Here is a 25096-nt window from a genome sequence, read left to right on the forward strand (position 1 = left end):
GTTGTGTGCCGTGTTGAAAATCAGTTCACCGCGTCTGCGCTGACCACATCGAAACCGGGGTGCACCAGCCGTGGAGACGCTTCCAGCTCTTCCAGGAGATTGGCAAAGGCGTGCACGGTGAGGGTGAGTGAGAAGAGGGGAAGAATCAGCTGCAGCACCCAGGTGGGCCACTCCAGCGTCTGGGTGTGCTCGGTGTAGATGAAGTTGAAGCTGGCCTCGGCGTAGTCCTTGGCATTGAAACCGGCTGCAGCAATGCCCCGCGGGTCCATCCACACCCAGCACATCCACACGAGCGCCAGTGCAAACACCAGCACGCCGAGGGTGGCGATGACTTTCAGTACCTTGGCGCCGCCGGGCGGCAGTTGGTCGGACACCAGCCCCACCGCAAAGTCCATGCGCAAACGCGTCATGACCGATGCGCCGACGAAGGTGAGCCAGACCATGGTGAACACTGCTGCCTCATCCACCCAGTAAATGGGGGTGCCGGAGTAGCGTGTGACGACGTTGAGCAGGATGAGCAGCACCAGCAGCCCCATCAAGACTGTGAGTGCGGCGCGCTCTGCGCGCAAGACAGCAGTAGACAAAGCCATGGCCCAGCGCACGGGTGCATGTGACGCTGCGAGGGAGGGGGAAGGCACTGGGCGGTCAGACATGGAGCGAAGGTGCAGACCGGACTTGGTCGTGCAGGTATTTTGAAGATATGCTGTAAATATATTAGTAAATTACAAGCATTCTTACTAGGGAAAACCAGTGATTTCTCCAATTTTTTAGCCCTGTACGCGCGCCGCAGCGCACAGGGCTTCGCGCTCAGTCAGCGAGTTGCACGATGTCCCGGTACATCGCTGCCGGTACGGCAATGCCTTCTGCCTGGCTGCGCTCCCGCGCTGTAAAGCGGCGCTGTGAAGGCAGGCGGGCCTGGTCGGAGATGGCGTGCAGAAGGTGTTCGGCCCGTGCGGTCTGGGCGTCTGCGTCGCCACCGCCCAAGGCCAGCGGATCGAACGCAAGAATCAGCTCGCCGTGGCAGGGAGTGACGCCTGCGCCGTCGTCAAAGGCCAGCGATTCACGGCTGGTCCAGTCGCCAATCAGGGCACCTGCCATCAGTTCCACCATGGTCGAGAGCGCAGAGCCCTTGTGCCCACCAAACGCCAGCATGGCGCCGCGCGCAACGGCGACGGGGTCGGTGCTGGGCTGGCCATCGGCGTCCACGCCACAGCCTTCGGGCAGCGGCTGGCCGGCGCGGCGGTGCAGCTCCAGGTCGCCGCGGGCGATGGCGCTGGTGGCAAAGTCGAATACGTAGGGATACGGGCCGGGACGCGGCCAACCGAAGGCGATAGGGTTGGTGCCAAAAAGCGGCTTGCTGCCGCCGGCTGGTGCTACCCAGGCGTGGCTGGGTGTCAGTGCCAGGGCTGCCAAGCCGTGCGCGGTGATGGCTTCAATCTCGGGCCACAGCGCCGAGAAATGAAAGCAATGGCGAATGACCAGCGCACCCAGGCCGTGGCGGCGCGTGGCCTCGACCAACGCTGGTAGACCGCGCTCGAAGGCCAGCGGCGAAAAACCATACTTCGCATCGACCTGCACGATAGGGCCGCCGCTGGCGGTCACCACGGGCTCCACCTCCAATTGCACCTTGCCTGCGCGCACGGCATCGACGCAGCTGATCAGCCGGTACACCCCGTGCGACTGGCAAGCGTCGCGCTGGCCTGCGACGATGACTTTGGCAATCGCTTGAACATGCGCATCAGACAGGCCCATGCGGGCCAAGGCGCGGTGAACGAGGTTGCTCAGTTCCGCTTCAGGGACATGCACCATGGCTGGGGAGGGGGAGGGAGTAGGGTTCATGCCTTGGAAGTGCTTTCGGTAATAGGTTCGTGAATGAAGTCGGGGGCTGCAGACGCGAGGGTGGACAGGCGTGCGGGTGAAAGCAAGTGCCGCGCGGGCTGCGGCGCCCAGCCGTACAGCACCTGGGCCGCCGCGCCGCAAATGCGGCCCTGGCAGGCGCCCATGCCGCAGCGGGTGTGCAGCTTGGCGTCTATCCACCCGCTGCGCTGTTGCAGGTCGCTGTGTGCCACATCTTCGCAGCGGCAGACCAGGGTGTCGGCGAGGGGCAGGGCGGCCAGCACTTGCGCGCGCACCGGGAAGTGGCGATGCAGCGCATCGGCAAATGCATTCCAGCGCACCAAGGTGTTTTGCAAGGTCTGCGCAGCCTCTGCATTGCCTGCGGCGGCGTGGCCTGCCATGGCACCTTGCACCAGCGCCCGTTCACTGCCACCAAAGCCGGTGCACTCGCCAGCGGCATACACACCGAGTACGCTGGTTTGCATCAACGTATCAACTTGCAGGCCGTGGCGGTCGCCCAGCGCGCAGCCGAGCATTTGCCCCAGGTGGGTGTTGGGCACCAGGCCAAAACCGCAGGCAACGCGGTCGCAGTCCAGCAGCTCCGTGCCGCTGCCGCGTTGCAGGCGTACCTGTTCGACCTGGGTACTGCCCAGAGCTTCGAGCACATGGGTATTGGCGCGCAGGCTGGGGTGCAGCAGCGTCGGCGCCTGCAGGGCTTTGGCGGGCCAGCGAACCAGTTGCGCCGCAAACGCGGCAAGGTCACGCCACGGTGTGTGTTCGGCCACACGCACCACATGCGCGCCTGCCTTGCGTGCGGTGGCTGCGGCTGCCAGCAACAGCGGGCCGGTGCCTGCGATCACGATGCGCTGGCCCAGCACATCCACCCCGCCTTTGATGAGCGCCTGCAGTCCCCCGGCACCCGTAACGCCGGGCAGCGTCCAGCCGGGGAAGGGCAGCAGCAGTTCGCGCGCACCGGTGCAGAGGATGATCTGGCCCGCGTGCTGTGTCCAACCGCGCGTGGTGTTTTCCAGAATCAGGGCGGGCGCATCGCCTGCGTTGGCCCGGTCGCCCAAGCCGACCACTTGGGTGCCATTGAGCACTTCGATGTTGGGGTGGTGTGCCAGGCCTTCGCGGTACTGGCGTGCCAGCGGCGGCAGTTGCACGCCGGGACCGTCGCGCCAGATCTGCCCGCCGGGGGCGGGATTGTCGTCCACGACGGTGATGCGCATACCGCTGGGCGCTGCGGCGAGTGCCGCCGCCATCCCGGCAGGGCCTGCGCCGATGATGAGCAGGTCGCAACGGGCCTGCGGTGTGGGTGTCATGTGGCACCTCCCGTGTGTGCGGTGCTGGTTGCAATGAGCATGCCGTCCTCGCACACTGTCTGGCAGGCCAGGCGTTCGCGGCCATTGATCAGTACGCGGCACTCGTGGCACACGCCCATGCCGCACAGCGGTGCACGCCACTGCCCACTGACCGACAGGCGCGTGCGGCCCGGTGGTTGCTGCGCGAGAGCGGCGGCCACGCTGCTGCCTACAGGTATGCGCACCCGCGTCCCACCCACCTGCACTTCGACCATGGTTGCTGTGTTTTTCATGCGGCGTGCTCCTGCACAAACCGTGTGGGTGCATAGGGTGTTGGGTCCATCGGTGCCGCCGTGCCGAGCATGCTGGATGCAATCAGGCTGGCCGTCGCAGGCGCCGTGGTCACGCCCAGGCCCTCGTGCCCCACCGCGAGCCACAAGTGTTCGTGCTCTGGGTGGCGTCCGATGATGGGCAGGCCGTCGGGCGTGGCAGCGCGAAACCCGGTCCAGGTGCGGATGGCGTTGCGCTCGGCCAGTGAGGGCACGTATTCGATGGCCCGGCGCAGCATTTTCGCGAGCACGGCGTTGTCCACCGCCGGATCCAGTGTGTCGAACTGGCGCGACGACCCCAGCAGCCATTGGCCGGTGGGGCGTGGCTGCAGGTTGAAGGCCACCGAAGTGCCCTCGGTCTGGTGTGCGTTTTTGACGTAGCCCAGCTCGACCAGCTGGTGCCGTACGACCGCGCCACCCCGGTCGGTGATGGCCAGGTGCCCCTTCTTGGGGCGAATGGGCAGTTCGGGGCAGAACTGCGTGGCGTGGATGCCAGCGGCCAGCAGCACGGCGCCACCTTCGCGCACGCTGCCGTCCTGGCAGTGCAAGCGGCGGCCTTCAATGCGGCTGACGCGCAGATTTTCGACCTGGATAGGGGTTGAGGCATGGCCCAGCAGCCATTCGGCGGCGTTGGGGGCATAGACCATGCTGTCGCCGCCCACCCGCAGGGCGCCGTGCAGGCCGGGGCGCAGCACAGGCTCCAGCGCGGCGAGTTGTGGGGCGCTGAGCAACTCGCAAGCAATGCCATGCGCGTGCAGGCGTGCGCGTTTGTGCTCGGCTTCCTGCATCTCCTGGGCATCGGCCGCGACCCATAACGTGCCGCAGTGGGTGAAAGCCGTGCTGGGCGCCTCGGCGGCCATGCGTGGCGCCCAGGCGTGCCACTGGGTGAGCGAGGCCTGGCTGATGGCCAGCTCGGCGGGGTTGTCGTCCATGACCACCAGGTGGCCCATGCCGGCGTTGGTGGCACCGCCCAGGCGTGCGTCGAGCACCAGAACGGACTGGCCCGCATTGGCCAGCGCATGGGCACACGCTGCGCCGACGATGCCGGCGCCGATGACGATGACGTCAGGTTTGCGCATGCGGCGTTAGAGCTGAATGCCCCAGCCAAAGGGGTCGTTCGAATCAATCAATAGCGTGGCCTCGGCGCTCATGAAAGCGCGGCCGCGCAGCGTGGGGATGAGCTGGTCGCCCTCCATGGCATAGCTGGCTTCGAACTGGCTGCCAATGATGCTGGCCTGGCGCCATACTTGGCCCGGTTGCAGCTTGCCGTCGGCCGCCAGGCAGGCGAGCTTGGCGCTGGTGCCGGTGCCGCAAGGCGAGCGGTCGTAGGCGCCGCCGGGGCAAAGTACAAAGTTGCGGCTGTCGGCCTGGTCGTCGTCGGCAAAGAGTTCGATGTGGTCGATGAGGCCGCCGTCGCTGCCGCGCACGCCTTGGCCCTCCAAGGCCTTTTGCACGGCGATGGCAAAGGCCGTGAGTGCGGCCAGGTTGCTGCTCTCCACGCGCTGTTGGTGCGCTGTCACCAGGAAGAACCAGTTGCCGCCCCAGGCCACGTCGCCGGTCACGGGCCCGTGGCCGGGCACGTCCACGGTCAATTGGTGCTGCAGGCGGTAGGCCGGCACATTGCGCACGCTGACGGAGCCGTCGTCGTGCAGCGTGGTCTGCACGGTGCCCACGGGCGTTTCGATGCCGTGCACGCCGGGCTGGATGCGACCCATGTGGGCGAGCGACGCAACAAGGCCAATCGTGCCGTGGCCACACATGCCCAGATACCCGCTGTTGTTGAAGAACACCACACCCGCAGCGTTGCGCGCATCAACCGGCGGGCAGAGCAGGGCGCCAACGATCACGTCGTTACCTCGTGGCTCCAGCACCGTGGCGGTGCGCCAGCGGTCGTGCTGCGCGGCCAGCAGGGCGCGGCGCTCGGCCATGCTGCCTTTGCCCAGATCGGGGAAGCCGCCCACCACCAGCCGCGTGGGTTCGCCGCCGGTGTGGGAGTCGATGATTGGGATGCGGTGCATAAAAAATCCAAAAAAAAGGCCTACATAGCTGCAGGCCATAAGCCCCCGCGCAAGGCGGGAGCAGGAGACGATCAGTAGCTTGCCAGTGGCACCGGTGCTCCGTTGCGGAACGTCAGCACGGTGATGGGGGCCTGCTTCAGGTTGCCTTTGTCGTCGTAGGCGTAAGTGCCTGCAACGCCTTTGTAGCTCAACTGGTACATCTGTGCACCCACCTTGTCCGGGCTGGTGGCGTTGGCCTTTTGCATGGCATGGGCAATGAACTGTGTCTGGTCGTAGTAAGAGGCGGCATAAGCATCCGCGTCGCGCTTGAAGCGCTCCTTGTACTTGGCCTTGAAGGCGCTGCCGCCTTCGACCTTGTCGAGCATGGTGCCGCCCTGGGCGCAGATCACGGTGTCATTGACCGCATCGCCGCCGAGCTTGCCCACTTCGGGGCTGCACAGGGTGTCGCCGCCCAGCAGTTTGGCGTTGATGCCCAGTTGCTTCATTTGGCGTGCCATGGGAGCGGCTTGGGGCGCATAGCCACCAAAGAAGATGGCCTGCGGCTGCTTGGCTTTCAGGCTGGTCAGGATGGCGAGGAAGTCGGTGGACTTGTCGGTGGTGAACTCCTGGCCGACGACGGTCAGGCCCAGCTTCTTGGCTTCCTTGGTGAACTCTTCGGCTACGCCCTGGCCAAAGGCCGTGCGGTCGTCGATGACGGCGACGTTCTTCACCTTCATCACGTTGGCAGCGTACACCGCCATGTTCGAACCGATCTGCGTATCACTGGCGATGATGCGGAACAGGTTCTTGTAACCGCCTTGCGTGACCTTGGGGTTGGTGCCCACGGTGGAGACCATCGTGCCGCCTTGGCTGTAGACGCGCGATGCGGGGATGGTGACGCCCGAGCAGTAAGGGCCGAGCACATATTGGACTTTGCTGTCCACGAACTTTTGCGCAACGCTGACACCGGTGCGGGCGTCGCACTGGTCGTCTTCGGAGACCAGTTCAAACTTGAGCGTCTTGCCTGCGACGGCGATTTTTTTGGCGTTCAGTTCTTCAATGGCCATGCGAACACCGTTCTCGTTGTCCTTGCCGGCAAAGGCGTTCGGACCAGAGAGCGGGCCGCTGTGGCCAATGGTGATGACTTGTTCGTCCGCTTGGGCGGTGCCAGCGAAGGCGAGTGCGACGAGTACAGCGGTACTGGAAATGGCAAATTTCATCAGGAATCCTTTCGGTGAAACGGGGCAGGATACAGAGTGAACCTGGTTTAAATGCATTTCCAGTGCTTCTATTAGAAATGCTCTCAGGGGTGTAGCGCCAGGCAACGTTGCACCCCTGTCCATGCACCTTCTCAGGCGACCGACTGGTACTTGCTTGGGCGCGTTTCCAGCGCTTTTTTCACAATGCGCTCAATGAACGCACGTTCTTCGCCAATCACCGGCAGGCGCGGGCGGCGCATGTGCTCGGTGCCGGTGCCGACGAGCAGATCGATCAGCTTGAGGTTCTGCACCAGCTTGTTCGACACGTCGAGGTGCAGCAGGGGCGTCATCCACTGATAAAGCTTGAGGGCTTCTTCGTACTGACCGGCCTTCATCAGGTCGTACAGCGCCACGGTTTCGCGCGGGAAGGTGCAGCCCACGCCCGCCAGCAAACCGTCGCAGCCCAGCGCCAGGCCTTCAAACGCCAAATCGTCCACGCCCAGGAACAGCTGAAAGCGGTCGCCCAGCGCCAGGCGCAGGTCGGTGATGCGGCGGATGTCGCCACAGCTTTCCTTGATGGCCACGACCCATTCGCAGTCGGCCAGTTCGGCAAAGTGTTCGGGCTTCAAGTCCACGCGGTAGGCGATGGGGTTGTTGTAAACCATGATGGGCTTTTTGGCCGCTTCAGCCATGGCACGCACATTGGCGATGGCTTCACGGGCGTCGGCCACGTAGATGACCGAGGGCATGACCATGTAGCCGTCTACGCCCAGGGCATTGGCGCCCTTGATGAAGCGCAGGGCTTCGCTGGTGGAGGTTTCCGAGACGTTGGCCAGTACGGGGATGCGGCCCTTGGCGGCCTCGATGGCAATGCGCGTGACTTCGAGCTTTTCTTCCAGCGACATGGTGCTGAACTCGCCCAGCGAGCCGCAGGTGACGAGGCCATGGATGCCGTTGCGGATTTGAAAGTCGATGTGGCGCGCGGTGCCCTCCGCATCAATGCTCTCGTCGGCGTGGAACTTGGTGGTGATGGCGGGGAAGATGCCTTGCCAGCGGGGATTGCTCATGGGTACTCCTAGTGCTACGGGTTGAACTGTTGATATATTAATAAGATATTTAAAAAATAGCACTAGGGTAAACCATGGAAAGCGCGCGCAGTGAGCGCGATTGGCGGGAGTGTGGTCAGGGGCAGACGATGCGTACAAGAAAAAACCGCCTGCACCAGAAGGTGAGGCGGTTTCAAGTAAAAATGGCTCCAGCGCTTATCCATCAAGCGTTAATAGCTATCAATTCAGGATTCTTTGATGTCCTTGCCTGCCTGCGTTACTTCTGGATATCGCCCAGGCACAGGTACTTGATCTCCACATAGTCGTCCATGCCGTAGTGCGAGCCCTCGCGCCCCAGGCCCGACTGCTTGACGCCGCCAAAGGGTACGTGCTCGGTGGCCAAAATGCCCACGTTGATGCCCACCATGCCGTATTCGAGCGCCTCGCCCACGCGGAAGATGCGCCCCACATCGCGGCTGTAGAAGTAGCTGGCCAGCCCGAACTCGGTGTTGTTGGCCGCATCAATGGCCTCCTGCTCGGTCTCGAACTTGAAGACCGGGGCAAAGGGGCCAAAGGTTTCCTCGGTAGCGCACAGCATGTCGGCGCTGGCGTTGGCGAGCACGGTGGGTTCAAAAAACTGGCCCGAGCCCAGGGTGGTGAGGCGCTTGCCGCCGGTCACCACCTTGCCGCCCTTGGCGATGGCATCTTGAACATGGCGCTGCACCTTCACGAGGGCCGCTTCCTCGATCAGCGGGCCCTGGTTCACACCTTCGTCAAAGCCGTTGCCTATTTTTGCGGTCGCCACCTTGGCGGCAAACTTCTGCACAAACTCATCGTACACGCCGCTTTGCACATAGAAGCGGTTGGAGCACACGCAGGTCTGGCCGGCGTTGCGGTACTTGCTGGCAAAGGCGCCTTCCACAGCGCTGTCGATGTCGGCGTCGTTGAACACGATGAAAGGCGCATTGCCACCGAGTTCGAGCGACATCTTCTTGATGGTGGGCGCGCTTTGCGCCATCAGGATGCGGCCCACTTCGGTCGAACCCGTAAAGCTGATGTGGCGCACGATGGGGCTCTCGCACAGCACCTTGCCAATGGCAATGGAGTTGTCCGCATCCGCACACAGGATGTTGAACACACCGGCCGGAATACCCGCGCGCTGGGCCAGCTCGGCGGCGGCCAGGGCGGTCAGCGGAGTCAGCTCGGCCGGCTTGATGACCACGGTGCAGCCAGCGGCCAGCGCAGGCGCCACCTTGCGGGTAATCATCGCCAGCGGAAAGTTCCAGGGCGTGATGGCGGCGCACACGCCGATGGGCTGCTTCAAGACCAGCAAACGGCGGCTGTTGTCGAACTGGGGCAGGGTTTCTCCATTGACGCGCTTGGCTTCTTCGGCAAACCACTCGACAAAGCTGGCGCCGTAGGCGACCTCGCCCTTGGCTTCGGGCAGAGGCTTGCCTTGCTCGGCCGTCATGATGCGGCCCAGATCGTCCTGGTGCTGCATGAGCAGGTCGTACCACTTGCGCAGGATGCTGCTGCGCTCCTTGGCTGTCTTGCTGCGCCAGGCAGGCCAGGCGGCGTTGGCGGCGGCTATGGCGGCCTGGGCGTCTTTGGGGCCCAGGTTGGCAACATCGACCAGGTGGGCTCCTGTGGCTGGGTCATGCACGGCAAAGTGGCTGCTGCCAGCGACCCACTGGCCGTTGATCAGGCCTTGGGTCTTGAGCAGGCTGGGGTCTTTGAGCAGCGAGAGCTGGGAGCTTGGGGTGATCATGGCAAGGCTCGGTCGTGTCGGAAAGGTAAAAAGGGAAGCGCAAAATTCGGAGCGCGGGTGTCGCAAAGGACTACCTGCGCCGTCCGCGCAGCCATTCGAGTGTCATCATCAGCGCCGTGGTGAATAGCGTCAGCAGCGTGGCCACGGCAGCGATCACAGGTGATATGTTTTCGCGGATGCCGGTGAACATCTGGCGTGGCAGCGTGACCTGCTCGGGCCCGGCAAGGAACAGCGTGACCACCACCTCGTCGAACGAGGCGGCAAAGGCGAACAGCGCGCCCGAGATCACGCCCGGCGCGATCACCGGCAGGGTGATCTTGAAGAAGGTGCGCACGGGCCCGGCGCCCAGGCTCAGGCTGGCCTTGACCAGGTTCTGGTTGAAGCCCTGCAGCGTGGCGAGCACCGTGGTCACCACGAAGGGCGCGCCCAGCGCGGCGTGCACCAGCACCAGGCCGAGGTAGGTTTCCGACAGCCCGATGCGCGCGAAGAACAGGTAGGTGCTGACAGCCACCACGACGATCGGCACCACCATGGGCGAGATCAGCAGGCCGCTGATGAGCCCCTTGCCGACGAAGCGGGTGCGCGCTAGCCCCATGGCCGCGAGCGTGCCCAGCGTTGTCGCCAGCAATGTGGCCAGTGGAGCGACGATGAAGCTGTTGCGCGCGGCGCGTGCCCATTCGGCCGAGGCAAAGAGTTCTTCATACCACTGCAGCGACCAGCCCGGCAGCGGGTACGACAGAAAGGAGCCGCTGCTGAACGACAGCGGCACGATGACGAAGATGGGCAGCAGCAGGAACAGCAGCACGCCGATGCAGAAGGCGCGCAGCGCCAGCCAGCCCAGCTTGTCGGCCAGGCGGTAGTGCGCGGGGAAGTAGGCGGTTTTCATGGGAAGACTCGATGGAGTGTTGTCGATGTTTCGACGCGATGCATGACGCTGGCTCGGCCCAGGTTAGCGGCCCCCGCGCAAGGGCCGCCTCGCCGCGCTGGGGGCGTTCCCCTTCCGCATCGCGTAGCAATGTCAGAGAAGGGGGAAGGCGCGCAGCGCCACAGGGGGATGTTCTTCATATCAGCCCATGCTCAGCTCGGCCTTGCCGAACTTGCGGTACACGGCATAGAGCACCAACGTGGTCACCAGCAGCACCGAGCCGAGCGCGGCCGCCATGCCCCAGTTGACTTCGACGTTGGTGTACTGCGCCACGTAGTAGCTCAGCATCTGGTCGCTCGGGCCGCCCAGCAGCGCAGGCGTCACGTAGTAGCCGATGGCGGTGATGAACACCAGCAGGCCGCCCGCGGCCACGCCGGGGTAGGTTTGTGGCACGTAGACACGGAAGAACGCGGCCAGCGGCGTGCTGCCCAGCGAGATGGCGGCGCGCAGGTAGTTCGGGGGAATGGACTTCATCACGCTGTAGAGCGGCAGGATCAGGAAAGGCAGCAGGATGTGCACCATGGCGATGACCACGCCGAGTCGGTTGAACAGCAGCGGCACGGGCGTATCGGTCAGGCCCAGGGATATCAGGAAGCGGTTGACCAGGCCGTTGCTTTGCAGCAGCACGATCCAGGCGGCGATGCGTACCAGCACCGAGGTCCAGAACGGCACCAGCACGAGGATCATCATCATGTTGGCGCGGCGCTCGCTCAAGGTGCTGAGCCAGTAGGACAGCGGGTAGCCGATGAGGATGGCCAGCAGCGTGACCGTGGCGCTCATCTCGAAGGTGCGCACCAGGATGTCACGGAACGCGGCCGCCTCTGAGGGCACGGCCACCACGTCGCCCTGCGGCGTGCGCTGCAGGTCCACAGCGGCCAGCAGGTAGTCGGGCGTCCAGCGTGAGGCGTTCTTGGCGATGGCCAGCCAGTAGGGCGCCTCGGCCCAGCGTGGGTCGAGCGCCAGCATGCGCTCGCGCACCTCGGCGTCGGTGAGGCCAGGGCCCAGCGGCAGCGCGCGGTAGGTGCCCATGATGAGCGAGCGCGCGCCGCTGATTTCGCTGTTGAGGCGCCGCGCCAGGGCGCCGGCCTGGGCCGTTTCCTGCAGGGCCGAGAGGTCCCGCACCAGCGCGGCGTAGGCTGCGTCGGGCGGGGCGCTCTGGCGGTTCCAGCCTTTCAGCGCTGGGCCGGTATGCACCAGGGTGTCGGCCACTTCGGGGTTTTCCACGGCCCGAATCAGCAGGCCCGCCAGGGGCACCATGAACACCACCAGCAGGAAGGCCAGCAAGGGCAGGGTGAGCGCCATGGAGCGCAGGCGGCGCCTGCGCTCGGCGGTGCGCAACTGGCGCCCCAGATCGGGGGGCGCGTCCTGGTCCTGGGGAATGGCCATGGTGGCGGTATTCATGCGGAGGCCTTCATGCGGGAGGGTGCTGGCCAAGACTTATTGCGCGGCCCATGCGGCGAAGCGCTTTTCAAGAGATTCGCCCTGATCGGCCCAGAAGACCACGTCAAAGCGCAGCGCATCCTTGCTGTTCGCGGGCGAGGTGGGCAGCAGGGCCTGGGTCTTTGCGTCGATTTTGGCCATAGCCTTGTTGTTCGTCGGGCCGTAGGAGATGTGGCGCGCGTATTCGGCCTGGGCGTCGGGTGAGCTGGCCAGGGCGATGAACTTCATGGCTGCGTCCTTGTTGGCGCCGCCCTTGGGTATGACCCAGAAGTCCAGGTCATAGATGCCGCCGGTCCAGGTGATCTGGAGGTTCTGTCCCTCGCGCTGCGCGGCATCGATGCGGCCGCTGAAGGCGCTGGTCATGGCCACGTCGCCCGCCACCAGGAACTGCGGGGGCAGCGCGCCGGCTTCCCACCACTGGATATGGGGCTTGAGCTCGGTCAGCTTCTTGAAGGCGCGGTCGGCGCCGTCCTTGGTGCCCAGCACTTTGTACACGTCGGCGGCCTTCACGCCGTCGGCCATGAGCGCGAATTCGAGGTTGTAGCGCGCGCCCTTGCGCAGGCCGCGCTTGCCGGGGAATTTCTTCACGTCCCAGAAGTCGGCCCAGCCGGTGGGGGCAGTCTTGAGCTTGTCGCCGTTGTAGGCCAGCACGGTGGACCAGACGAAGGCGCCGACGCCGCATTCATGGACGGCGGCGGGCAGGTAGTCGGATTTGCTGCCGAGCTTGCTCCAGTCCATGCGCTCGAACAGGCCTTCGTCGCAGCCGCGGCTGATGTCCGGGCCCTCGACCTCGACCACGTCCCAGGTGACCTTCTTGGCCTCGACCATGGCCTTGATGCGGGCCTGCTCACCGTTGTATTCCACCGGGGTGATCTTGCCGCCTGAGGCTTTCTCGTAGGCCTCGAAGTAGGCCTTCTTCTGGGCGGCACCATTGGCGCCGCCGAAGTTCACGACCGTGAGGTTGTGCTGCGCCAGGGCCGGCAGGGCCAGCGCCAGGGCGCCGACGAGCAGCAGGGGGCGAAGGGTGGGGGTGGATTTCATGCTTTTGTCTCCTTGAGGGTGTGGGGGAAAAGGGGTCAGAGGTACACGCGCGTGTGCTGCGCCGGTGCGTGCAGGTGCACGGTGTGGCCGGGGGTGGGCACGGCGGCATGGTGAAGTGAGAGCTTGACCATCACTTCGGCCTCGTTGGCCATCTTGCAGCGCAGGCGCAGGTGGTCGCCGAAATAGATCACGTCCATCACGGTGCCGCTTAGGGTGTTACTACTCGTGCCATCGGCCAGCTGGATGCGCTCGGGGCGCACGCTGCACTGCACCGCGTCGCCCACCGTGGCGCGGTTGACGTTCAGGCCGCGCAGGCGGGCGCCGTTGCGCAGCACCACTTCGCATTCTTCTCCCTCGGTGGCATGCACCTTGGCTTCGAGCACCGCGTTGTCGCCCACGAAATTGGCGACGAAGCGGTTGGTCGGGGTCTCATACAGGCGGTCCACGCGGTCGATCTGTTGGATGCGGCCGTCGTTGAACACCGCCACGCGGTCGGACATGGTGAGCGCCTCGGACTGGTCGTGGGTCACGTAGACGAAGGTCACGCCCAGGCGGCGGTGCAGCGCCTTGAGCTCAAGCTGCATGTGCTCGCGCAGCTGCTTGTCGAGCGCGCCCAGCGGTTCGTCCATCAGCACGAGCTGCGGGTCGAACACCAGCGCGCGCGCCAGCGCCACGCGCTGCTGCTGCCCGCCCGACATCTGCGTCGGGTAGCGCATGCCCATGGTGTCCATCTGCACCATCTCCAGCGCGCGCGCCACTTTGGTCTCGCGCTCGGCCTGGGGGAGCTTGCGCACGCGCAGCGGGTAGGCGATGTTCTCGGCCACCGTCATGTGTGGGAACAGGGCGTAGTTTTGGAACACCATGCCGAAATTGCGCTTGTGCGGCGGGGTGCGGGTGATGGGTACGCCGTTGAGACTGATCTCACCGGCCGTAGGGGACTCGAACCCGGCCAGCATCATCAGCGTAGTGGTTTTGCCCGAACCCGAGGGGCCGAGCAGCGAGAGGAACTCACCGCGCTGGATGTCCAGGTTCAGGTCACGCACCACCAGGCTGGTGCCGTCGTAGGTTTTTTGTACCCCTCGGAATGTGACGAATGCGTCGCTTGCGGTCATGGGCGGGTGTCTGGTTGTGGATGCGATGGGGAGAACTGTAGGGCGTTCAGGCGGATGCGGACATATACAGAAAGCCGCTGTGGGGTGCGCACTGTGCAGTACTGCAAGCCTCTACACAGAAACCCTTGGTTGAGAGCGATGCCCCACGATGGTCCACAAGATTAAGCTTGAATGCTATGTATTTAATAGCAATTTTGGTGCCGACGCACTACGCCATTAGCGCAAAACGGAGGGCGTGAAAAATGGCGTCCGTATGCGCTTGTACGGTGATACCCCGGCAGAAAGACCACGGCCCGGCGCGGCGATCCTGCGCCGGGCCGTGGGCCCGCAAGAGAGCAAACCGTCGTGCTCAGGCAGCGACGGCGGCCTCCAGGGATGCGCCGATGATGGCCAGGCCTTCGTCGAGCAGCGCGTCGCTGGCCGTCAGCGGCACCAGGATGCGGATCACGTTGCCATAGGTGCCGCAGGTCAGCAGGATCAGGCCGCGTTTCGTGGCCTCGGCAGACAGGGCCTTTGCCAGGGCCGCATCGGGTTGGTGCGGGTTGCCGTCCTGGCACAGCTCCATGGCCACCATGGCGCCCAGGCCGCGCACCTCGGCGATGCAACGGTGCTTGCGGGCCAGTTCCTGCAGGCCGGCCACCAGGCGCAGGCCCACGTCCTCGGCGCGCTGCAGCAGGTTTTCCTTCTCGAACACTTCCAGCACGGCCAGCGCCGCGGCGCAGGCCAGCGGGCTGCCGGCATAGGTGCCGCCCAGGCCGCCGGGGGCTGCGGCGTCCATCACGTCGGCGCGGCCGACCACGGCGGAGATCGGGAAACCACCCGCCATGGACTTGGCCATGGTGATGAGGTCGGGCGCCACACCGCTGTGCTCGACGGCGAACCATTTGCCGGTGCGGCCGGCGCCGGTTTGCACTTCGTCGGCGATCAGCAGAATGCCGTGCTGGTCGCAGACGGCGCGCAGGTGCTGCAGCAGCGCGGGCGGCGCGATGTTGAAGCCGCCTTCGCCCTGTACCGGCTCGATGATGATGGCCGCCACGCGGCTGGGTTCGATGTCGTTCTTGAAAATGCTCTCCAGCGAGTCGATGGCGTCCTGCACGCTGGTGCCATGCAGTTCGGTGGGGAAGCGTGCATGGAAGATCTCGGCCGGGAAGGGGCCGAAGCCGGCCTTGTAAGGCACGACCTTGCCGGTCATGCCCATGGTCATCATCGTGCGGCCGTGGTAGCCGCCGGTGAACGCGATGATGCCGGAGCGGCCGGTGTGGGCGCGGGCGATCTTTACGGCGTTCTCCACGGCTTCGGCGCCCGTGGTCAGGAACATGGTCTTCTTGGCGAAATGGCCCGGCGCCTTGGCGTTCAGGCGCTCGGCCAGTTCCACATAGGGCTCGTAGGCCAGCACCTGGAAGCAGGTGTGGGTGAAGTGGTCGAGCTGGTCCTTGACGGCCTGGATGATGGCGGGGTGGCGGTGGCCGGTGTTCAGCACCGCGATGCCACCGGCGAAATCGATGTAGCGGCGGCCTTCCACGTCCCATATCTCGGCGTTTTCGCCGCGTTCGATGAAGATCTGGTGGGAGTGGCCGACGCCGCGTGGAATGGCGGCCTCGCGGCGGGCAAACAGGGCGGCGTTGTTCAGGTGGGATTCGCGTTGCATGGGGGTCCTTCGGGTGCGATGGCAGAGGTTTTTGATCCTGGCGCCACTGTAGGAGAGCCCCCGCGCGGCTAACATATACAGATACCTTGCAAGCAGGAATGCACTGTGCTGTTCAGACAACCTGTACAGACAAACCCTTGGTTGCGGGCGCAATGTCTGGTACCCCATGTTTTCTTTGAATCCCCAAGCGTCGACGCCGCTGGTTCTCCAGGTTGTGGAGGGCTTCCGGCAACTGGTCGAAGACGGCACGTTGCGTGCAGGAGCCAAGCTGCCGTCGATACGGCAGTTTGCCCATGCCCATGGCGTGAGCGTGTACACGGTGGTCGATGCCTATGACCGTCTGGTCGCCCAGGGCTATTTTGTCTCGCGCCCCCACTCGGGTTTCTTCGTGCGGCGGCGGGCCGACACCGCGCTGGAGGCGCCCGGGCCGGCGGGCCAGTACAGCTTCGACTCGATGTGGTACATGCAGCGCATCTTTGAAAACCGGGCGTTGCGCCTCAAGCCCGGCTGCGGCTGGCTGCCGGGCGACTGGCTGTTCTCCGAAGGGGTGCGCCGCGGCCTGCGCGCGCTGGCCGCCGAAGAAGTGGACCTGGGCGGCTACGGCGAGCCCAAGGGCTACCTGCCGCTGCGCCAACTGGTGCGCGACCTGCTTGCCGAGCACGAGGTGGTGGTCACGGCCGAGCAGGTGCTGCTGACCCAGGGGTCGAGCCAGGCGATGGACCTGGTGGCACGCCAGCTGGTGCGCGCCGGCGATGCCGTGCTGGTGGATGAACCGGGCTATGCCAACCTGCTGTCGGCGCTACGCTTTCTGGGCGCACGGCTGGTGGGCGCGCCCCGCACGGCCAACGGCTACGACCTGGACCTGCTGGAGGCGCGTATCCAGGAACACCGCCCCAAGGTGTTCTTCACCCAGCCCCGGCTGCAGAGTCCCACCGGCTCGACGGCCCAGGTGGCGCACCTGTACCGCCTGCTGCAACTGGCGGAAAAGTACGATTTCGTGGTGGTGGAGAACGACATTTACGTTGATCTCGACCCCGAACCTCGCCCCACGCTGGCCAGCCTGGACCAGTTGCGCCGCGTGGTCTATATCAGCAGCTTCTCGAAGACCATCTCGCCCAACATCCGTGTGGGCTACCTGGCCGCACACCCCGACCTGCTTGAAGAACTGGCGCGGCTCAAGATGATCTCGGGTCTGACGTCCTCGGAATTCACCGAGCGCCTGGCCTATGGTGCCTTGCTCGATGGCCGCTGGCGCAAGCACACCAAGGCCTTGCGCGACCGTCTGGCGGTCGCACAGCAGCGCGTTGCCTCCAGCCTGCTGGACCTGGGCTTCGAGCTGTTCGTCGAGCCCAAGGCCGGCATGCTGCAGTGGGCGCGCCACCCGGCCATCGAAAATTCCAGCGAACTGGCCTACAAGGCGGCCGAGCAGGACATCCTGCTGGGGCCGGGGCATCTATTCACCGTGGATCTGCAGCCCAGCCCCTGGCTGCGTTTCAATGTGGCGCACTGCCAGGACGAAACTGTGTTCGCATTCCTGCGCAGCCAGACAGCGGGCTGAAACCCCCTAAAATCACCGGTTCGCCTGTTTTTTCAGCGCCGCCGCTCTCCCTTCCGAGAAGAAAACCATGACCCCCAGCTTCACCGTTGCCGACATCCGCAAGACTTTCCTGGACTTTTTTGCCTCCAAGGGCCACACCGTCGTGGCGTCCAGCCCCCTGGTGCCGGGCAATGACCCGACGCTGATGTTCACCAATTCGGGCATGGTGCAGTTCAAGGACGTGTTTCTGGGCACTGACAAACGGCCCTACAACCGTGCGGTGTCGGTGCAGGCCTGTTTGCGCGCGGGCGGTAAGCACAACGATCTGGAGAACGTGGGCTACACCGCGCGCCACCACACCTTCTTCGAGATGCTGGGCAACTGGAGTTTTGGCGACTACTTCAAGCGCGAATCGCTCAAGTGGGCCTGGGAGCTGCTGACCGAGGTCTACAAATTGCCGGCGGACCGCCTGCTGGCCACGGTGTATATGGAGGACGATGAGGCCTACGATATCTGGACCAAGGAAATCGGCCTGCCGCCCGAGCGTGTGATCCGTATTGGCGACAACAAGGGCGGGCGCTACAAGTCCGACAACTTCTGGATGATGGCCGACACCGGCCCTTGCGGCCCGTGCAGCGAAATTTTCTACGACCACGGCGACCACATCCCCGGCGGCCCGCCGGGCAGCCCCGAGGAAGATGGTGACCGCTTCATCGAGATCTGGAACAACGTGTTCATGCAGTTCAACATGGCGGAAGACGGCTCGGTGACGCCACTGCCCGCGCCCTGCGTGGACACCGGCATGGGCCTGGAGCGCCTTGCCGCGATCCTGCAGCATGTGCACAGCAACTACGAGATCGACCTGTTCGACCAGCTCATCAAGGCTGCTGGCCGTGAAACCGGCGTGAGCGATCTGGACAACAAGAGCCTGCGCGTGATTGCCGACCACATCCGCGCCACGGCCTTCCTGGTGAGCGACGGCGTGATCCCCGGCAGCGAAGGACGTGGCTATGTGCAGCGTCGCATTATTCGCCGCGCCATCCGCCATGGCTACAAGCTGGGCCAGAAAACGCCGTTCTTCCACAAGCTGGTGGCCGACCTGGTGCGTGTGATGGGCGACGCCTATCCCTCGTTGCGTGCCCAGGAGCAACGCATCACCGAGGTACTCAAAGCCGAGGAAGAGCGCTTCTTTGAGACGCTGGCCAACGGCATGGAGATTCTGGACGCCACTCTGGGCGGCGGCGCCACGGTACTGCCTGGTGACGTGGCCTTCAAACTGCACGACACCTACGGCTTCCCGCTCGACTTGACCAACGACGTGTGCCGCGAACGCGACGTCGAGGTGGACGAGGCTGGATTCAAGGCCGCCATGGAAAAACAGAAGGCCCAGGCCCGCGCTGCCGGCAAGTTCAAAATGGATAAGGCCCTTGATTACACGGGCGATGTCAACCGCTTCACCGGCTACGAGCAGCTCACCGAATCCGCAAAAATTACCGCAATCTACGTTGATGGCACCAGCGTTGCCGCATTGAAAATCGGGCAAAACGGTGTGGTGGTGCTGGACACCACGCCGTTTTATGCCGAAAGCGGCGGCCAGGTGGGCGACGAAGGCGTCATTACCAGCGGCTCGGCCCGCTTTGCGGTGGGCGACACGCTCAAGATCAAGGCCGACGTGTTCGGCCACCATGGCACGCTGGAAGAGGGCACCCTGAACGTGGGTGACACCGTGCAGGCCCAGGTGAACCAGGCCGTGCGCGCCGCCACCATGCGCAACCACTCGGTCACCCACCTCATGCACAAGGCGCTGCGCGAAGTGCTGGGCAGCCATGTGCAGCAAAAGGGCAGCTTGGTCAATTCTGAGCGTACGCGCTTTGACTTTGCGCACAACGCTCCCGTGACCGATGCCGAGGTGCGCGAGATCGAGCGCCGCGTAAACGAGGAAATACTCGCCAACGTCGCCACGCAGGCCCGCGTGATGGACATCGAATCGGCCCAGAAGACCGGCGCCATGATGCTGTTTGGCGAAAAATACGGCGATTCCGTGCGTGTGCTCGACATTGGCACCAGCCGCGAGCTGTGCGGCGGTACGCACGTGCAGCGCACGGGCGACATTGGCCTGTTCAAGGTGGTGGGTGAGGGCGGTGTCGCTGCGGGTGTGCGCCGCATTGAAGCCGTGACCGGGGTCAACGCACTGTCCTATCTGCAAAACCTGGAAGACACGGTAAACCAGGCCGCAGGCGTGCTGAAGTCGCCCGTGGCCGAACTCACGGGCCGCATCAGCCAGGCGCTGGAGCACGCGCGCGCGCTGGAGAAGGAAGTGGCCGCGCTCAAGGGCAAGCTGGCCTCCAGCCAGGGTGACGAGCTGCTGGGCCAGGCGGTCGATATCAAAGGCATCAAGGTGCTGGCTGCAGCCCTGCCGGGCGCTGACGCCAAGACCTTGCGTGACACCATGGACAAGCTCAAGGACAAGCTCAAGACGGCTGCCATCGTGCTGGCTGCCGTCGATGGCGACAAGGTGCAGATCGCTGCCGGAGTGACCGCCGACAGCGTGGGCCGCATCAAGGCCGGTGAACTGGTCAACTTTGTGGCCCTGCAGGTGGGCGGCAAGGGCGGCGGCAAGCCCGACATGGCTATGGCCGGCGGTACCAATGCGGCGCAACTACCCGCAGCGCTGGCCTCGGTGGCTGATTGGGTGGCTCAGAAGATCTGATTTTTTGTTTGCGCCGGGAGGCGCTTGCATGCACCGCACTTTGTGCGGTTGCCTGGGCTTAGGGCGATGCTGAACAAGTCCCTCACGCGCTGCGCATTCGTACCTCGGGCGGTCTGCGGCGTTGCAAATTCTCGCCATAGCTGCGGCTATGACTGCGCCTTGCATCCCATCTCGATGCACGGCGCGCACCATCGCGGTGACTTATTCAGTCATCGCCTTAGAAAAGCTCCACGTCGTCGTTGCTGACCTTGGATTGGAAATGCCCCTCGGCCACGAGGTCGTCGTAGTAGCGCACCTGGTTGCGCCCGTTTTCCTTGGCGAAATACAAGGCTTGGTCAGCCTGGCCCAGGATTTCCACGGGGGAGCCTTTGTCGGTAGAGACAAAACCCACGCTGACGGTGACCTGCCCCACCTGCGGAAAATAGTAGTCTTCGACGTTCTTGCGGAATCGGTTGAAAACCTTGTGCGCTGTTGACAGGCTGGTCGATCGCAACAGCACCACGAACTCCTCGCCGCCAAAGCGGAAAATGCGGTCATGGCTGCGGAACGAGGAGCGCAGAATGTTGGCGACCAGGATCAGCACTTCATCGCCATACAGGTGTCCGAATCGGTCATTGACCATTTTGAAATGGTCAATGTCCACCACAGCCAGCCATTGCTGCATGGTGTCCGGGGGGGCGTCGGCGTCTTCCTCCATGCTGGCGATGGCCTGGGGCCGCTCCCCAGGGTCGTTGGATGTGAAGCGTGAGAACTGCTCGTCGAAAGTCTTGCGGTTGAACAGGCCGGTCAGCGCATCGCGCTCGCTGTAGTCCAGCAAGCTCTGGTAGTTTTTGTAGACGTGAAAGACGCTGGTGATCACATCGAGTTTTTGGGCCGAAAAGGGGCGCGACTGGATGACTTCGAGACAGGTTGTCACCTTGTCATGCATCCAGACGGGCAGCCATAGGCAATAGCGCCCCCGGCCCAGGGTTGCGGCAGCACTGGCGCTGCGCGCCTGGATGCATTCCAGCAAAGCGGGTATTTCCGTGATGGGCTGGCGCAAGGGGTCTTGGGCTGCTTCGCTTTCGGCAGAAACCCATTGGCCTTTGTCCATCCAGGTGATGGGGCGCACGAAGTAGGCGTCGTTGACGGTAAAAACTTCCAGTGAACGTACCTGCACGACGGAGCTGAGCGACTGCAGCGTGGACAGCACCGACACCGCCAGCCGCAAGTGATCGCGGTGGCCGGTCATTTCAACCAAGTTTTGCAGGATGGGTTTCATGGGCTTGGTGTGTCAGTCAGTGCCCAGCGGACGGCGCCGAAAAACCAGGTCCCATACACCGTGTCCCAGGCGCAGGCCGCGATTTTCGAACTTGGTCAGCGGACGATATTCGGGTTGCGGTGCATAACCCTCGGCGGTGTTGGCCAGCAAGGGTTCTGCGCCGAGCACTTGCAGCATCTGCTCGGCATAAGGCTGCCAGTCGGTGGCGCAATGGATGTAGCCGCCGGGCTTGAGTCGTGCCGCCAGTTTGGCGATCAGAGGCTGCTGGATGAGGCGCCGCTTGTTGTGTTTCTTTTTGTGCCAAGGGTCGGGAAAGAAGATGTGCACGCCGTCCAGGCTTGCAGGGGCCAGCATGTGGTCCAGCACCTCTACGGCGTCGTGTTGCACGATGCGTATGTTCGTCTGGCCCTGCTCGCCGATGCGTTTGAGCAAGGCGCCAACACCGGGTTCGTGCACTTCGCAGCACAGGAAGTTGTCCTCTGGCCGTACACGGGCGATATGCGCCGTGGCTTCGCCCATGCCGAAGCCGATCTCTAGCACCAGCGGGGCACTGCGACCAAATAAGGCTGTGGCGTCTAGCACAGCGGCGGTGTACGGGACGACAAAGCGCGGCCCCAGGTCTTCGAAGGCTTTGGCCTGGCCGGTGGTAGTGCGCCCGGCCCGGCGCACAAAGCTCTTGATGGTCTTGGGGTAGGCTACGCCGACGGGTGCGTTGCCAGCGGGCGGAGAGCGATCGTCCGGCGTTGCAGCATTGCTGCACGGAGCGGCGGGAGCGGGAGCGGTGGAATGCGTTGCGGTCACAGAGATCAATTGTAGAGAGGCATCCATGCCTTGACCCACTGGGACAAGACATCGTTCAGGCTTGTGTTGTCAGGATGCACCAATGTGGGGAGATTCAGCACAGTGGCGGCCGCTTGCAGCGCCTGGAGCGGGTTGTCCAGCACCAGCGGCGCGGCGCCATGCTGCTTGGAGAGCTTTTCGCCATCAGCACCCCGCACGAGCGGGGTGTGCAGGTACAGCGGTGTTGGCTGTTGCAGCGCCTGCTGCAAAAGGATCTGCCGGGGCGTGTTGTCGGCAAGGTCTTCGCCGCGCACGACATGGGTGATGGCTTGCGCGGCGTCGTCCACCACCACGGCCAGTTGGTAGGCCCACAGGCCATCGGCGCGGCGTAGCACGAAGTCGCCCACGCTGCATGGTACGTCCTGCTGCTGCGAACCCAAGCGGCGGTCTGTCCAGTGCAGCGTATTATTTGCTATCGAAAATGTAGCTGACTGCGCTTGACAGGCGGGCGTTGAAGCCTGTTTTTTCATAAAATCGGTGGTGGCAAAACGCCACGACCGGGCAGCGCGCCCCTGCAGGCCGTTGCGGCAGGTGCCGGGGTAGGGGCGCTCAATGTGGCGCTGGCGTGTGTGGCCTGCGGCTTCATGGACCATTTCAATGTCCTTGCGTGTGCAAGCGCAGGGGTAGGCCAGTCCGCAAGCTAAAAGCTGATCCAGCGCCTGCTGGTACAGGGCGCCCCGGCGGGATTGCCACAGCGGTGGTTCGTCGGGCACCAGGCCGCAGGTCGCCAGCTGGGCAAGAATGTGTTCGCCTGCGCCAGGCAGGCAACGGGGTGTGTCCACATCTTCGATACGTACCAGCCAGCGGCCGCCCTGGCCGCCGTTCCATGCGCGCGCATCCAGCCAACTGGCCAGCGCAGCCACCAGCGAGCCTGCATGCAGCGGGCCCGTAGGCGACGGCGCAAACCGGCCAACGTAACCCCCTGCGCTCATGCAATGGCGAGTGCCAGTTCCAGCCCGGAAATGAAGGCATCTTCGAGCCGGTGGCCCAGGCACCAGTCGCCACAGGCGCCAAGACCTGTGGCTTCGTCCCAAAGGTGGCTCTGGCCCAGGGGCTTGGTGGTCTGCGCGTAACGCCAGCGGTGCACTTCGGCATGCGCGGGTGCGGCACGGATGCCGGTGACCTCAGAAAACGCCTTGAGCAACTTGGCCTGCACGCGATCGGGATCATCCTCGAGGTGCTCTGCCGACCATGCCGGGCTGGCCTGCACCGTCCAGCGCTCAATGCTGTTACGGCCTGGCTTGGACGACTCGCGTGCCAACCACGCGATGCGGTGGTGGGTGCTGCGGGCGGCATTCCATTGCGGTCCCAGCGTGGTCAGGCCCGGGCGCACGGCTTGCGGAAAGGCCGCCATCAGTGTCCAGCAGGGGGCCTGGGATACGTGGGCCATGGCCTGTGAGAGCGCGCTGCCGGTGCCGCTGGCGTCCAGCAGGGCGCGGGCTGGGGTTGCAGGCTGGGCGATGAGGACGGCATCAAAACCGGCGACGACGTGCTGGGCACCGTCGGTTTCTTCTGTGCAGAGCTGCCAGTTGCCTGGGGCCATGCGATCAGGCTCGATGCGCACCACGCGGGTGTGGGTTTGCAGGCGGCCTGCCTGCTGCAAAGGTTGCGCCCAAGCGGCCACCAGGCTGCCCATGCCAGGCTTGGCAACCCAGTGCGCGTCCTTGGGCAGGGGGCTGGCGGCCACCACGCGGCCTGCAGCGTCGAGAACGCGCACGGTGTTGGCACTCCAGGGGCGGCACAGGCCGGGCACCGTGTCCAGGGCCTGGGTAAATCGGGCGTCGCGCACCGTAAAGTACTGCGCTCCGGCGTCAAAGCTGCCGTAGGGGGTTTCGAAGGTGCTGGTGCGGCCGCCGGCTCGGTCGCTTTTTTCGAAAACAGTCACCTGGTGCCCCGCCTGCATGAGGGTGCGTGCGCATGTTATTCCGGCCATGCCAGCGCCGATCACGGCGATGCGACGAGGATTTTGTGCAGCGCGCGGTACTCGGAGACGGGTGGCGCGGGAGGGCTTGGGAGGGGGCATGTTCGGGCCTTTCGGGCAGGTGTCAGTCAGGTGGGTTGTGCAACGCACCCACTCTACACGCCTCGCGCGGGCTTGCGCATCAAAAATGGTGGTGGTTTTCCAGCAGCGCACGCCGTGTCGCAGGGCTTTTTAACTGGTTCAGCCACCATTGCAGTGCCCGGCCGGGTACGGTAAAACCCGGGCCGCCCCAGGCATAGTGCAGGCGCACGCTGCGCTCGGGCCGTGCGACCTTGCGTACCACCAGTCGGCCCGCTTCGACATACGGCCGCACCATGGGCTCAGGCAAAAAACCGCCGCCCAGCCCCCGCAGTTGCACCTGTATCTTGGCTTGCATGCTGTCCACGGTCAGCACGTCCTGCCCACCGAGCAGGCCCATGGTCATGCCGCCGCGCTGTGCTGAATCGGCCACGGCCACGGCACGGTGCTCGCGCAGGGTGGCATCGGTGATGGGTTCTGGGGCGTTGGCCAGCGGGTGGTGTGGCGCCACCACGTAAACAAACAACAGATCGCCCAGTGGTGCCTGCTGGAGGCCTGCTACGGTGTTGCCGCCCTCCGCGATGCCGATGGCCAGGTCTGCTTGGCCCGAGGTGAGTGCTTCCAGTGTCCCCGTCATGATTTCTTCGCGCAGCTTGAGATGCGTGGGGGGTGAAAGGGCATAGAAGGCGTCCACCAGTTCGAGCATGGTGTGGGGTGACATCGCGCCATCGATTGAAAGCGTCAGCTGCGATTCCCAGCCGGTGGCAACGCGGCGCACGCGGTGGGCCACCGCCTCCACGTCACGCAGAAGGCGCTCGCCTTCGCGCAACAGTTCTGTGCCGGCCTCGGTAGGGCGCGCCTGGCGGGCGCTGCGGTCGAACAGCAGCACATCCAGGGCGTCTTCGATCTGGCGCACGCGGTAGGTCAGTGCGCTGGGAACCAGCCCCAGTTGCCGTGCGGCTGCGGCAAAGCTGCCGACCTCGGCAATCACCTGCAGCATGGACAGGTTCTCGGGCGTTAGAGCATCGTGGGCGGAGCGCATAGGGTTCAAATGATTTGAATTGTTCCATCAATCCAGCAGGCCCGCAGGTGCGGTCGTCGCTTCTA

At 64.5% G+C, this 25096-nt stretch carries 21 protein-coding genes; 2 read left to right on the forward strand and 19 right to left on the reverse strand.

The window, feature by feature from the left end; all coding sequences use genetic code 11:
• Positions 1–20: 20 nt before the first annotated feature.
• From C8D04_RS03950 to gabT, 14 genes are all read right to left on the reverse strand, one after another.
• Positions 21–653, reverse strand: a complete 633-nt coding sequence (locus C8D04_RS03950) for a TRAP transporter small permease (RefSeq protein WP_116003688.1) — start codon at positions 651–653, stop codon at positions 21–23.
• 154 nt (positions 654–807) lie between these two features.
• On the reverse strand, positions 808–1809 hold the full coding sequence (locus C8D04_RS03955; RefSeq protein ID WP_233521230.1) for an Ldh family oxidoreductase: 1002 nt from the start codon (positions 1807–1809) through the stop codon (positions 808–810).
• 26 nt (positions 1810–1835) lie between these two features.
• Positions 1836–3158 carry an FAD-dependent oxidoreductase gene (locus C8D04_RS03960; RefSeq protein WP_116003690.1) on the reverse strand — a complete coding sequence of 441 codons (1323 nt, stop codon included), beginning with the start codon at positions 3156–3158 and terminating at the stop codon, positions 1836–1838.
• On the reverse strand, positions 3155–3430 hold the full coding sequence (locus C8D04_RS03965; RefSeq protein ID WP_199562967.1) for a 2Fe-2S iron-sulfur cluster-binding protein: 276 nt from the start codon (positions 3428–3430) through the stop codon (positions 3155–3157). Before C8D04_RS03965 ends, C8D04_RS03960 begins: the two co-directional genes overlap by 4 nt.
• Complete coding sequence (locus tag C8D04_RS03970) at positions 3427–4545, reverse strand: FAD-dependent oxidoreductase (RefSeq protein ID WP_116003691.1); 1119 nt, start codon at positions 4543–4545, stop codon at positions 3427–3429. The genes C8D04_RS03965 and C8D04_RS03970 overlap by 4 nt, the downstream gene beginning before the upstream one ends.
• A gap of 6 nt (positions 4546–4551) precedes the next feature.
• On the reverse strand, positions 4552–5484 hold the full coding sequence (locus C8D04_RS03975; RefSeq protein ID WP_116006003.1) for a 4-hydroxyproline epimerase: 933 nt from the start codon (positions 5482–5484) through the stop codon (positions 4552–4554).
• A 71-nt stretch (positions 5485–5555) separates the two neighbouring features.
• On the reverse strand, positions 5556–6683 hold the full coding sequence (locus C8D04_RS03980; RefSeq protein WP_116003692.1) for a branched-chain amino acid ABC transporter substrate-binding protein: 1128 nt from the start codon (positions 6681–6683) through the stop codon (positions 5556–5558).
• Between the two features lie 131 nt (positions 6684–6814).
• Positions 6815–7729, reverse strand: coding sequence for a dihydrodipicolinate synthase family protein (locus C8D04_RS03985; protein WP_116003693.1), 915 nt, complete (start codon positions 7727–7729; stop codon positions 6815–6817).
• A 256-nt stretch (positions 7730–7985) separates the two neighbouring features.
• Positions 7986–9476: an NAD-dependent succinate-semialdehyde dehydrogenase gene (locus tag C8D04_RS03990; RefSeq protein WP_116003694.1), complete on the reverse strand. Its 1491-nt coding sequence runs from the start codon at positions 9474–9476 to the stop codon at positions 7986–7988.
• Positions 9477–9546: 70 nt separating this feature from the next.
• Positions 9547–10362 (reverse strand): ABC transporter permease, encoded by an 816-nt coding sequence (locus C8D04_RS03995; protein ID WP_116003695.1) that lies wholly within the window; start codon positions 10360–10362, stop codon positions 9547–9549.
• 180 nt (positions 10363–10542) lie between these two features.
• Positions 10543–11802 (reverse strand): ABC transporter permease, encoded by a 1260-nt coding sequence (locus tag C8D04_RS04000; protein WP_116003696.1) that lies wholly within the window; start codon positions 11800–11802, stop codon positions 10543–10545.
• A gap of 36 nt (positions 11803–11838) precedes the next feature.
• Positions 11839–12882 carry an ABC transporter substrate-binding protein gene (locus C8D04_RS04005; protein WP_116003697.1) on the reverse strand — a complete coding sequence of 348 codons (1044 nt, stop codon included), beginning with the start codon at positions 12880–12882 and terminating at the stop codon, positions 11839–11841.
• A 35-nt stretch (positions 12883–12917) separates the two neighbouring features.
• A complete protein-coding gene (locus C8D04_RS04010; protein ID WP_116003698.1) occupies positions 12918–13994 on the reverse strand; it encodes an ABC transporter ATP-binding protein in 1077 nt (358 codons plus the stop codon).
• Between the two features lie 349 nt (positions 13995–14343).
• On the reverse strand, positions 14344–15642 hold the full coding sequence (gene gabT, locus C8D04_RS04015) for a 4-aminobutyrate--2-oxoglutarate transaminase (RefSeq protein ID WP_116003699.1): 1299 nt from the start codon (positions 15640–15642) through the stop codon (positions 14344–14346).
• Positions 15643–15808: 166 nt separating this feature from the next.
• On the opposite strand from gabT, the gene C8D04_RS04020 reads away from it, so the two are divergent.
• Both C8D04_RS04020 and alaS read left to right on the forward strand, forming a co-directional pair.
• A complete protein-coding gene (locus C8D04_RS04020) occupies positions 15809–17200 on the forward strand; it encodes a PLP-dependent aminotransferase family protein (protein ID WP_116003700.1) in 1392 nt (463 codons plus the stop codon).
• A 67-nt stretch (positions 17201–17267) separates the two neighbouring features.
• Entirely contained in the window at positions 17268–19889 is a 2622-nt protein-coding gene (gene alaS, locus C8D04_RS04025; RefSeq protein ID WP_116003701.1) for an alanine--tRNA ligase, read from the forward strand.
• A gap of 217 nt (positions 19890–20106) precedes the next feature.
• On the opposite strand, the gene C8D04_RS04030 is transcribed toward alaS, so the two are convergent.
• The 5 genes from C8D04_RS04030 to C8D04_RS04050 all read right to left on the reverse strand — a co-directional run bounded on the left by C8D04_RS04030 (position 20107) and on the right by C8D04_RS04050 (position 25031).
• The gene (locus tag C8D04_RS04030; protein ID WP_116003702.1) at positions 20107–21150 is read right to left on the reverse strand and encodes a GGDEF domain-containing protein; all 1044 of its coding nucleotides are present in this window, start codon (positions 21148–21150) and stop codon (positions 20107–20109) included.
• A gap of 12 nt (positions 21151–21162) precedes the next feature.
• Positions 21163–21978: a tRNA (guanosine(46)-N7)-methyltransferase TrmB gene (gene trmB, locus C8D04_RS04035; protein WP_116003703.1), complete on the reverse strand. Its 816-nt coding sequence runs from the start codon at positions 21976–21978 to the stop codon at positions 21163–21165.
• Complete coding sequence (gene gluQRS, locus C8D04_RS04040) at positions 21957–22922, reverse strand: tRNA glutamyl-Q(34) synthetase GluQRS (protein ID WP_116003704.1); 966 nt, start codon at positions 22920–22922, stop codon at positions 21957–21959. The genes trmB and gluQRS overlap by 22 nt, the downstream gene beginning before the upstream one ends.
• Complete coding sequence (locus C8D04_RS04045) at positions 22919–24013, reverse strand: FAD-dependent oxidoreductase (RefSeq protein ID WP_116003705.1); 1095 nt, start codon at positions 24011–24013, stop codon at positions 22919–22921. Before C8D04_RS04045 ends, gluQRS begins: the two co-directional genes overlap by 4 nt.
• Positions 24014–24092: 79 nt before the next feature.
• Positions 24093–25031 (reverse strand): LysR family transcriptional regulator, encoded by a 939-nt coding sequence (locus tag C8D04_RS04050; RefSeq protein WP_116003706.1) that lies wholly within the window; start codon positions 25029–25031, stop codon positions 24093–24095.
• Between the last annotated feature and the right edge of the window lie 65 nt (positions 25032–25096).

Origin of the sequence: Simplicispira sp. 125, assembly GCF_003096555.1 — a bacterium.
Taxonomy (GTDB): Bacteria; Pseudomonadota; Gammaproteobacteria; order Burkholderiales; family Burkholderiaceae_C; genus Simplicispira.